The 10,999-nt window shown below is 40.7% G+C and carries 10 protein-coding genes; 3 read left to right on the forward strand and 7 right to left on the reverse strand.

What is annotated here, in order from left to right:
- Positions 1-2: 2 nt before the first annotated feature.
- Both IPM47_21120 and IPM47_21125 read right to left on the reverse strand, forming a co-directional pair.
- A complete protein-coding gene (locus IPM47_21120; GenBank protein ID QQS29297.1) occupies positions 3-1,511 on the reverse strand; it encodes a sodium:solute symporter in 1,509 nt (502 codons plus the stop codon).
- A 108-nt stretch (positions 1,512-1,619) separates the two neighbouring features.
- Positions 1,620-2,324 carry a hypothetical protein gene (locus tag IPM47_21125; GenBank protein ID QQS29298.1) on the reverse strand — a complete coding sequence of 235 codons (705 nt, stop codon included), beginning with the start codon at positions 2,322-2,324 and terminating at the stop codon, positions 1,620-1,622.
- A 143-nt stretch (positions 2,325-2,467) separates the two neighbouring features.
- Here IPM47_21125 and IPM47_21130 point away from each other — a divergent pair, with 143 nt between their 5' ends.
- Positions 2,468-3,802, forward strand: coding sequence for a hypothetical protein (locus tag IPM47_21130; protein QQS29299.1), 1,335 nt, complete (start codon positions 2,468-2,470; stop codon positions 3,800-3,802).
- A gap of 43 nt (positions 3,803-3,845) precedes the next feature.
- On the opposite strand, the gene IPM47_21135 is transcribed toward IPM47_21130, so the two are convergent.
- Both IPM47_21135 and IPM47_21140 read right to left on the reverse strand, forming a co-directional pair.
- Positions 3,846-4,934 carry a UbiA family prenyltransferase gene (locus tag IPM47_21135; protein ID QQS29300.1) on the reverse strand — a complete coding sequence of 363 codons (1,089 nt, stop codon included), beginning with the start codon at positions 4,932-4,934 and terminating at the stop codon, positions 3,846-3,848.
- A gap of 30 nt (positions 4,935-4,964) precedes the next feature.
- Complete coding sequence (locus tag IPM47_21140) at positions 4,965-5,900, reverse strand: phytanoyl-CoA dioxygenase family protein (protein ID QQS29301.1); 936 nt, start codon at positions 5,898-5,900, stop codon at positions 4,965-4,967.
- Between the two features lie 34 nt (positions 5,901-5,934).
- Between IPM47_21140 and IPM47_21145 the strand changes: the two genes are divergently transcribed.
- Positions 5,935-6,102: a hypothetical protein gene (locus IPM47_21145; protein ID QQS29302.1), complete on the forward strand. Its 168-nt coding sequence runs from the start codon at positions 5,935-5,937 to the stop codon at positions 6,100-6,102.
- Here the strand turns inward: IPM47_21145 and IPM47_21150 are convergent.
- The 3 genes from IPM47_21150 to IPM47_21160 all read right to left on the reverse strand — a co-directional run bounded on the left by IPM47_21150 (position 6,079) and on the right by IPM47_21160 (position 9,043).
- Positions 6,079-7,713: an alpha-glucosidase gene (locus tag IPM47_21150; protein ID QQS31548.1), complete on the reverse strand. Its 1,635-nt coding sequence runs from the start codon at positions 7,711-7,713 to the stop codon at positions 6,079-6,081. The genes IPM47_21145 and IPM47_21150 overlap by 24 nt on opposite strands.
- Before the next feature lie 99 nt (positions 7,714-7,812).
- Entirely contained in the window at positions 7,813-8,184 is a 372-nt protein-coding gene (locus IPM47_21155; GenBank protein ID QQS29303.1) for a YraN family protein, read from the reverse strand.
- Positions 8,185-8,560: 376 nt separating this feature from the next.
- Positions 8,561-9,043 (reverse strand): hypothetical protein, encoded by a 483-nt coding sequence (locus IPM47_21160; GenBank protein QQS29304.1) that lies wholly within the window; start codon positions 9,041-9,043, stop codon positions 8,561-8,563.
- Positions 9,044-9,742: 699 nt separating this feature from the next.
- Between IPM47_21160 and IPM47_21165 the strand changes: the two genes are divergently transcribed.
- Positions 9,743-10,669, forward strand: coding sequence for a T9SS type A sorting domain-containing protein (locus IPM47_21165; GenBank protein ID QQS29305.1), 927 nt, complete (start codon positions 9,743-9,745; stop codon positions 10,667-10,669).
- The last annotated feature ends 330 nt before the right edge of the window (positions 10,670-10,999 follow it).

Consider the following 10,999-nt stretch of genomic DNA (forward strand, 5'->3'; position numbering starts at 1 on the left):
GTCTATAAATTTTTTGACAATTCTGTCTGTTTATCCGTGCGGGATTCAGAAATAAGCCATAATCCTGCAAAGGTAAGTAGTCCGTTGAGAATTAAGAGTTCAAATCCAAATTTATATCCGTTCATTAAAGTCAGAGAATTGGTGTTGACCATATAAGTTATCAAAGGTGCTATAACACATACCACCGGGGTAAACCGATCTTTAAGTGTTCGGTTGGAAACAAATAAACCAAAGGCATAAAGCCCCAACAAAGGCCCGTAAGTGTATCCGGCAATAGTAAAAACTGCGTTAATCACGCTGTCATTCAAAAAATATTTAAATATCAACACCACCCCCACAAATAAAGCCGAAAACCCGATATGAACAAGATGTCTGGTTCTGACTAAAGAATCTGATCCGGCCGTTGCTGTTCTTTTTTCGAAGTTTAAAAAATCAACGCAAAAGGAAGTGGTCAGGGCTGCTAAAGCCGAATCGGTGCTGGCAAAAGTTGCAGCAGTCAGGCCGAGTAAAAAAAGGATGCCCATTAAGGGGGGGAAATGTTCAAAAGCCAAAACCGGAAAAAGCTGATCGGTTTTGGCCGGAATTTGAATGCCCTTAGCTTCTGAATACAGGTAAAGCAAAGCACCGAGGGTTACAAAAACAAGATTGACTAAAAGGATGATAAAGCTAAAAGTGAACATGTTTTTTTGGGCATCTTTCAGATTTTTGCAACTGATGTTTTTTTGCATCAAGTCCTGATCCAAACCGGTCATGGCTATGGCGATAAAAGCACCTCCCAAAAACTGTTTGAAGAAAAAGCTTTTTTCCCGGAAGTCCCAAAAAAACAATTGGCCATAAGGACTGTCATGTACCGTTTGAATCAGACTGCCTAAACCAAGTTGCATTTCGCTGCTCATAAACCAAACGGCGCTTATTAAAGCAAGGAGCAAAAAAACGGTTTGAAAGGTATCGGTAAAAACAATGGTTCGGATTCCTCCTCTTAGTGTGTAAAGCCAAATCAGCAATAAAATCAAACTGACGTTGACCGCAAAAGGGACATTCCAGGCATCAAACACAAAAATCTGCATGACCATTGCTACCAGATACAACCGGAAAGCAGAACCAATTGTGCGGGAGAGCAGGAAAAAGAAAGCACCGGTTTTATAACTCCAAAAACCAAAACGCTGCTCTAAATAGGTGTAGATGGATACCAGATTGAGGCGGTAATAAACCGGCATCAGTATGGTTGCAATCACGATATACCCCACAACATACCCCATGGCCAACTGCATATAAGAAAAGGCTGCATTGGGGTTTGATGCCGCCAGATTTCCCACCGATCCCGGAATAGAAATGAACGTAACCCCGGAAATAGAGGTGCCAATCATGCCGAAGGCTACCAAAAACCAGGGCGATTGTTTGTTTCCTACAAAAAAAGCGCTATTTCCGCTGTCTTTGCCGGTAAAAAGGGCTATAATAAACAGCACTACAAAATAAAGTCCGACAACTGACAGGATGAGTACAGGCGACATTGGAGTTTTTACAGTATTGGAAAAAGTTAGTGCGGCATTAAGATTAACTTATGTCAAAAATCTTAAGCGAAAAAAACAGATCAGGTTTAGTGTCCGGCATTTTAAAAGTTACCGGTTAATCGACTCACAAATCGTCTGCATATAATTAGTCAATGCAATTCCCCATTTAGGAGCTATGTCGTTGAGCGGTGGATTTTCTTCGTATTTTTTTGCAGCAATGTTGACCAAAGGACATCCTTTAATCATTCCTCCTCCGGTTGATTCCGGGGCAAAAAAGGTAGTATGGGCATAGAGGAAATGCAATCGCGGGTTTTCGGGGTCTAATTTGGCGGCATCGTCCAGGGTTACCTGAACCAAAGTTCCGTATTCATCGAGTCTGTTGGCAGGGTCTATTTCTACCCTTTGTTGGTAAAGATAGGCTTGTAGGACCAAAATTTCAGCATTGCCGGGCTGAATAGAAAAAGCTCTGTCAATATAGGTCTGTCCTTTGTTTAGATAGGTATCTTTTAACAACCGGTCTCGTTCCAGAAAACACATTGTGGCATAACAATAAGCTGCATAATAAGGAGGTAACCATTCTTTGGGCTGTTCTTCGCTGATTTCGGTAAAAAAGTTAATGGCTTGTTCGAGTTGTGTTTTGTCCATTGCAATATCCATGATTGAAATGGCTTGCTTCATATTGGCGAAATATTCGCTGTCTTCCGGTTGAAGCGTGATATAGCTATAATCTTTGTAGCTTTCTTTGGAAGTATCCTGCGCAAGTACAGGGCAGACAGCGCAACCAAAAAGTACAAGAAACAGAAGATTTTTCATTGTGAAGAGGTATTTACAGGTGGTAAAATAGGAACTGGAATAAAAATTGTTTAACCAAAAAACCAATAGGGGCAAAAATCGGCAATAAAATTGTAGTTTGTGCTTTAATTGCTGTTTTCTTTACCATTAAAGCGTTAATTTCCATGAAAACATATCTATACAAAGTAAACAGGCGGTTATGTTTGTTTATTGTGTTAAGTATTTTTGCGTTGCGAGTGGAAGCGCAAACTTTTGTGGTTGCCCCGATGAAACAACTGCCTGAAGCCATCAGCAATAATGCCGTGGTATCGGCAATCGTTGGCGAAATTCAGTATGTATATTCATTTGGGGGGATTGACAGTTCAAAATCTTATTCAGGCATCCACCGCCGTTCCTACCGGTTACAAACCAATACCAACCTGTGGGAGGCGATCCCCTCCTTACCGGATACGATGGGAAAACTCGGAACAGCAGCAAGCTTCATCAGAAATAAGATTTACATCACCGGCGGATATCATGTGCTTAGCAGTGGTGCTGAAGTTACCTCCAACAAGGTTCATGTGTATGACCCGCAGACAAATGCATTTTTGCCCGATGCACCTCCTATGCCGGTTCCGGTAAAAGACCATGTTCAGGTAGTTTGGCGGGATAGTTTGTTATATATCATTTCGGGGTGGAGCAACAACAGCAATGTTGCCAACGTACAAATCTACAATCCCTCCACCAATTTGTGGCAAATCGGAACTCCGGTACCCAATCAGGCAAATTTTAAAGTCTTTGGTGCATCAGGAGTAGTGATAGGCGATACCATCTACTATGCCGGAGGGGCAATTTTCAGTGCCGGCTTTCCATTAGGAACTGTGCTCAGAAAAGGAACGATCAATCCCTCTTCACCGGCTCAAATCAACTGGACTTCTGATGAAAACCTGACGTTTAGCGGATACCGGATGGGAGTTGGCAGTTTCGGAGATAAAGCAATCTGGATTGGAGGTTCTTTAAAGTCTTTTAATTATGATGGCATAGCCTATGACGGAAGCGGCGGAGTTCATGCACTCGACCGGATTCAGATTTACCATTCCAATTCCGGAACAATGACCACCATTAACGATATCTTACCCAATGTGATGGACTTGCGTGGCCTCGCCAAAATTTCTCCCAACCAATTTGTTGTTGCAGGAGGCATGACGGACAACCAAACGGTTTCCAGATCCACTTTTTTGCTGACTATTGAAGATTTTGTCGGTATTTCAGATGATTATGAACGGACTCCGGTCAGGCTTTACCCCTACCCTGCACATAAACAATTGTTTATTGATAGCGTCGAACCTGCCGAAATGATTTTGTATAATATCAAAGGAAATTCAGTCCTGAACTATACGATTGACAAGGGAAGTCAGGCTCTTGATGTTTCGCTAATTCCCGACGGGTTTTATATTGCAGCCATCTATTTGGAATCAAACCCTTCCCCTCAATATTTGCGCGTAACGATTCAGCATTAAGGCATTTTTAGTTTCTATTTGAAGCCTTTTAATGCTTGGGCAATTACTTTTGTTTTCTTGCTTGTCTGATTTTTAGTTTAAATTCCGAAACCATTTCATTCAAGGTATAACGGGGTAAGCGAACTTCATTGTAGATATAACCCGCGATAAAAATGAACGGTGAAATTGTCAGCCCTTTCATTTTGGGGAAAAGCAGATAATGCAATACAATTAACCACAAATTGGAAGTTAGATGAAAGACCCCGATCAGCAACAAAGTCAATGGCAACCAAACCAAATACAATCGAGTTGTCAACAGGGTTGTTCTATTTAAAAACCCAATCGGAAGCTGTCCTGCTAAATACAAGGCTATAAACTGAACCAAAGCAAAGATCGGAAAAAGCACAAGTTCCGATAAGAAAATGGTTTGAACAGTATGGGATAAAACGAATAACGAAAATGTAACCAACTCAAGTGGAATTAAATACCGCGAAATCAACCGTTCAATTTTTCCGGTCGGAAATGATTGAACCCAGGTTTTAACTCCTGCCGCCCTGTCATTGTCGAGGTCTTCCAACTGATGGTTGAGGATGTTTCTGATACCCCAAAACATTTGCCAGCAAAACAGACAAACCAAATAACCGGCAATTTCAGAAACGGGCATTTTAATGATTACACTAAATGTCAGAGCCGCCAATAGAGCAGGGTTGGCATGTGCGTAAGCTGCATCGGTAAAAATTCCGAACAGACCCCGTTCTTTCAGTCTGAAAGGGGGTAAAGAATAGACCAAAAACAACAAAAACTGAATGAACAGGCAAGTTGCTGTCAGGAAAGTGAGCGGAAGATACCACCATGGCAGCAACGCCAACATCAGAATGACAACCATCAAACCAACCCGTTGACCTGTCGAAAGTTTAGCAATGAAATTGGGTTTTCCGGCATCTGAGTCCTGTTTTACATCGGATAGGTCGTTGATAAAATAGCCGAAGGCAGCGATCCCGGCAATTGTGCAGTAGGAGGCAACCATCGCGACAAAGGTTTGAAAGACATCTAAAGACCCTATTATTGCAAAAAAATAAGGCACCGAAACCAATACGGGAGCTTTGTAGTTCCACGCTTCAGACAAACGGTTAGATAAGTTCGGACTTGACATGACCAATACCGGCAGAGGGGTTAATATTTGCTATTCCGATTTAAAAAGCCGGAGAAGGTTGTTTTTCAACTGGCGCAGGACCTGAAAAGGTTTTCGCTTGATAAGTTGGGGATTGTGTTCAAAATATAAGCGGTCGAAGGCTATTTCGTTCAACGGGCGATGTGAATAGGGAATGGTGCCAATGTGTTTCATGTCCTGAGGATATTCTCCTTTCGGATAACGGTTGTTGTAGAAAAGATAAAAATCCATGTCTATTTCAAAAACATGAAGCCTAGTGTCCGATGGTTCGGAAAGGTAGTAGTAAACCGGTGTTGCGGCTTTCGGAATCATTACCTGTGCCATTGCATAACGGGTATGGTTGCTATGGTTGGGCGAGGTGTAGTGCAGCAGAGCATCGTCCAAAATCAGAGCATCGCCTGCTTTTAAAGGTATCGGTGTGAGGTAATGCTGCTTGATATGGCTCAGAATGTTTTCAAAAACGGAAGGAATGTACGGACCTCCTCTGAAGGTTGGCATCAAACGGTTTGAGCCTTTTACGACATACATGGTTCCGTTTTGCTCGTTTGTATCCACTAACGGTATCCATAAAACGACCGATTGATGTTTGCTTTCATCCACAAAATTCCAGTTTTGATGCAGTTCAAATGCGGTATCGCTGCCCGGCTCTTTGACCATATACGAAGCAAGAAAATAGCGGTAGCCAGAAAGCAAAGCGGTTGTTTTTGGTGTTACTGTCTGATGAATAGCCTGGCTTAACCGCGTTTTGTATGCTTTATCGGGGTTGTCATAAGTGCGGTGAAATCCAATGGGATTAGGATGTTCCATACTTTGATAGACTTTGGTTAGCTCCGATATTTCTTCCGAAGTCAGAAAGTTGGGGATAACAATATATCCATCCTGTTCAAAGACCGCTTGATGTTCGGGATTGTTAAAAACAGGAGGCATTTGGTTTGATATAACCGGCATGATCATAAAAGTTAAATTCCGTCAAATCAAAGTTATGAAAAGAAGAATAAACCTCAAAGTTCGTAAAGTTGATATAAAACCGGCAAAACCCGGTCTTATTTATTTAATCCAACCTGAATGTCCCGAAACTGAACGCCTTTCCCCTTTATTTGTAACGTTTTCCATCCCATTCATCCACTCAGTTTACCACCACTCCACCTAATGGGGGTAAAATTAACCAACCTGCTTCTATCCTGCCCCCGGGTTGAGTTTGCAATATCAATTGGGTGAAATTTGAAGCGACTTTGACGGGTTTTTCCGAAAAATTCAGATAAACGCCTATGACAAGTTCGCCTTCCTGTTGTCTTTGATAAGCAAGAATATCAGCAGGCACTTCTTTTATCAGGGCTATATTTCCACTTTGCAGGGCTGTAAAAGTTTTCCGCAGATTCAGCAAGTTTCGGTAAGTGTTCAGTAAAGAACTACTGTCTTTTATTTGGGTTTCTACGTTTATTGTTTCCACATCAGGGTTTACCGGCAGCCAGGGTGTGGCATCCGAAAATCCGGCGTTCCTGTTGTTGTTCCATTGCATCGGAGTCCGGCAAATGTCTCTGTTTAACGCCACAGGTATCAGGTTTATAATCCATTGTGGAAGCCATTCTAAACGCTTTGCAACCGGGTCTTTGGCTTTTTTTAGCGGAATGTCTGCATTGGTCATCCCTATTTCTTCACCCATATACATCACGGGCACTCCTCTTGCGGTCAATTGAAACAATGCCAGCAGTTTGGCTTTTTCCCTGTTGTTGTTCACCCGGCCAATACTTCGTTTTTGGTCGTGATTTCCAAAAACAAGTGTGGGCAGATATGGAGCAGGGTACTCGTTCCCGTAAGTCTGAATCAGTTGTTTCAAAAAAGTAGCGTTAAACTTAAAATGCAGCAAATCGAACTGAAAAACAAGGTTCAAAGCATCTGTCCCGTTTCCCAAATATTGTTTGATGGTAGGATGCGGACCGAAAACCTCTCCCAGGGTAAAGCGTTTGGGATGGTCGTACTCATCAATGACTTTGCGCAAATCTTTGGCCAGCACAAACCCGTCGGGATGGTTGATATTGTAGCGGTGTTCCTGAAACAAGCCATCCGGATTGGAAGTACCCGGTATCAATCTTAAGCTAAAGGGGTTGTCTTTGAAAGAAGTATCTTTCATAATGGCGTTAAAAATATCGAGCCTGAACCCGTCAACGCCTTTGTTTAACCAAAACCGGACAATATCGAACATCGCGTTTTTTACCTCCGGATTGCGATAGTTCAGGTCGGGCTGAAACGGTAAAAAAGAAGCGTAATACCATTGGTCGCGCGATTTTTCGTAATGCCATCCCCTTTCCCCAATCATAGAATGCCAGTTGTTTGGCGGCTTGTTGCCCTTGCCGTCTTTCCAGATATACCAATCGGCTTTGGGGTTGGTGCGGTTGCTTTTCGACTCTGTAAACCATTCGTGTTCGTCAGAGGTATGGTTCATCACCATATCCAATACGATGTACATCTGTCGGCGGTGAACTTCAGCAATCAACCTCTCTGCATCTTCTATGTTGCCATATTCGGGCGCAATGTCGAGGTAGTTGCTGATATCATATCCAAAGTCCTGCTGCGGGCTTTGGAAAAACGGGGAAATCCAGATGGTTTCGACACCGAGGTCTTTGAGATAGTCCAACCGGTTGATGATGCCGTTGAGGTCGCCAATGCCGTCATCATTGCTGTCCTGAAATGAGCGGGGATATATCTGGTAAATTACCGTTTGTTGATACCATTCGGGATTAGTTGGCTGCGACCTGAGCATGGAGGGTTTATATGTTGTCCATAGAATGATTGCCCATAAAACAAAACTGAAGAAATCTGCCCGCAAAATCTGAAATTTTTAAACCCTGAAAGATAAAATTTACGGCTCGTCGTAGAGGAAAAAAGCATCTTCGATATGTTTGATTTCCGGATGAGTTTTTTTGGGCAGGGTAATAGAAATAACATCAAACCTCATTTCACAATCCTCACAATTGGCCGCAAGATAGGCTGATGCCGCTTTGCTCATTAACCTTTGTTTACCTTTATCAACATATTCTTCGGGATATCCAAAGTAATTGGTACTTCGGGTTTTAACTTCGACAAATACAATCAGACCGCTTTTCTGGGCAATAATATCTATCTCGCTTTTTTCAAAACGCCAGTTGGTTTCTAAGATTTGGTATCCCTTAGTTTTTAGAAAAAGTACGGCCATTTTTTCACCAAGCTTTCCGGTTTCTATATGTTTTGCCATAAGTTGTGTCATTGAAAAATGTAAATCCTGTTTCCGGTTAACTAATGCAAAAATAATGATTTAACCGGATTTTGCTTCCTATTCTATTCTGCGCAGAAAAATACCTTTTACTTTTAGCTGATTGCCAAACATTGCCTTCAGCCCTTTAACTTAGTGCTGACTCTTACCAAAACTTGCATCTTGTTGCACCAAATTATTTCCGGTTTAAAATGAGGGGCAATGCTTCAAAGCATTATTTAAAAAACAAAGGCAGCATATCCTCGTAACTACCGTTGATGACGTAAAGAACGCCGTTCTATGAGATGAAGTAGCGAAAATATGCTGCCTGTTGTTTAGTGGCATTAAACAGCCACGCAATAAACCGTTTATAGTGAGATTATTTTCTTCTGATGCTGCTAATTATACGAACTGCTTCGTCTTCGGCTGCCTCATCTGCATCGCCAAAGGTAATCGTAGCAAAAAAGTTGGTAGCCGAAACGGGGTCAATAAAGCCCAATAATATTATTCGGTCGCCGTCTTTATAGCCTTCTACAAAAGCCCCTTTCAGTCCGTTCATTTCTAACACATCTACATCGTCCAATTCTCCCAATTCTATAGCCTTGGCAATAGAAATGGTGTAGGAAGTGATGTCTGAATGTTCTATGGAGGCATCGTTGAACGGGAAAATGGCAATCTCCATGCCATCTCCTACCGCAGTAAATTCATCGGCAGTGTTGGTTACTTCTTTAAAGTCATTAGGAAGGATAAACGAAAGGTTGTACTTGCTCCATTCGTAACTCCAGTATTCCTGTGCCTGCATAGTAAACGTAGCGGCACAAACTAACAGCAAAATTACAAGACGCGATAAGAGATTGGTCATCGTAAGTAATTTAATATTTAACAGAGGAGGAAAGAAGAGATTGATTGAGGTATATTTTATACAAACTTCGGACTTTTTATTTACAACTTGCTTAAATTGTCTTCTTTTTAGGTTAATATTTATATTAGGTTGGAATTAGAAGCCTTATTGTGTCAGGTTTTTGGTATTATAAAGCGGCGAATCGGAAATTATAAGACGGAAGGCGGAAGGCAGAAGTCGGAAAAGTTTAGAAAACTTATTGCCTTAGTAACAAAACAGAAACAAACAACTTCTCAAACCTTATTATTTTATTGAAGCGGTAGTTGTCGGCATATTCGTGATACCTAAGTAATAAGGTTGAAAAGAATAGAAATCATCCGGTTACTAGGTATTAAGGTTGGGATGGTAAACCAATCATCAAGTCTTATCATGCTGTTACAGGTAAATCAGAACAATGATTGGCTGACTTTTAAATGACCTATTGTTATATCGGCTATCTCTTTATGGATGCACGATGCTTCTGATAACTATTTTTTTTTCAACACAAATGAAAGCAGAAAATGAAACCTCAAACTTAAACAGATACTCAACAATCACTTGCTCATAGTCAGTACGAAATGAAATTGCCCGTAGCAAATCTAACACTATTGTTCATTCTAAATGGCATTGAACAACTAATTTACAAATTTAACTTTATCTACAAACTACAACATTTATACCATGAGAAACTTTATTGTTGCTTTGACAATTTGCCTTTTTGTGGGGGTGATTCCAAAAATCGCAGCCCAAACTCCGTATTCTAACTATATTGATTATACAAGCGAATGGACTATTCTGAATATAAGCTTAGATACAGATTTTAATGGCACTTATTGCGGCTCTTTTGGCACTATATATCATAAGTCCTATCTTACTTATTACATCACCGGCGATACAGTAGTAAATAGTATGGCTTACTATAAAATGGAATACAATTTAATAGATTCTATTTTTTGTGTCAATGGAGCTAATATCCCGTTTGTTACTACAAATACCTCCATTCACCCCTCAAAACCAATCAGGGAAGACAGTTTGAAAAGATTTTATTATCTCAATACTAACGGCACGGAGGTAAATTTTGTGGATTTTAACTACAACATTGGCAGTACTGTTACTACTTGCACTATCAGCGATATTGATACCATTTACTTTAACGAAACGCCTCTGAAAAAATACTGCTGCTCTTGTTTTCAACCGGATAGTTTCAATGCTTTTATTATTGAAGGGATTGGGTATGGTAGAGGTTTTTTTGATTTCTGGGGTTGTTCTATGGGTATAGAAAGCTCTTTTACATCTGTTTCCTATCGAAAACAGGGAATTGAGCTTGATTTTAACAGTGTAACGACCTGTTCCCTTTTGCCAACCGATATTGCGCCTTCTAAAGTAAAAGAAAATACCTTGTATGTATATCCCAATCCCGGATTTGGCACTTACCAAATTCACTCCGATTATCCCATCACCTGTGCGAAAGTTTATAACACATTCGGACAAATCATTTATGAAACAGAAACTGCTCAAATAGATATCCACTTTGTACCGGCAGGTATGTATTTTGTATATATCAATACACAGGCAGGACCCGTTTTGCAAAAAATAATCAAGTGGTAGTCCATTGATGTTATGGTCCCATACCGAAATATTTTGGCGGCTTGGATGTATGAAAATCAAAAAAGGGGAGCAATCAAACTTATCAATTCCCCCTATAGCTTATACCAGCATCTCAGCCAACTTATGAAAATATGACATGTCAAGTTTATTGGCGCGAGTTAATTTTTTTGAATGAACGATAAAATACACTATGGTTTGTAGCCTATGTTTTTGATGGATGAAAATCATACATCCAACATGCATTCCCTGTTTTGAAGAGATGACAATCCTAATTCTTTCGGCAGATGTCTTCTTTCAATCGTTTACAAGAAAATGTTTTACAAATAACCA

It is taken from the genome of Sphingobacteriales bacterium, assembly GCA_016700115.1.
Lineage (GTDB): Bacteria > Bacteroidota > Bacteroidia > Chitinophagales > UBA2359 > UBA2359.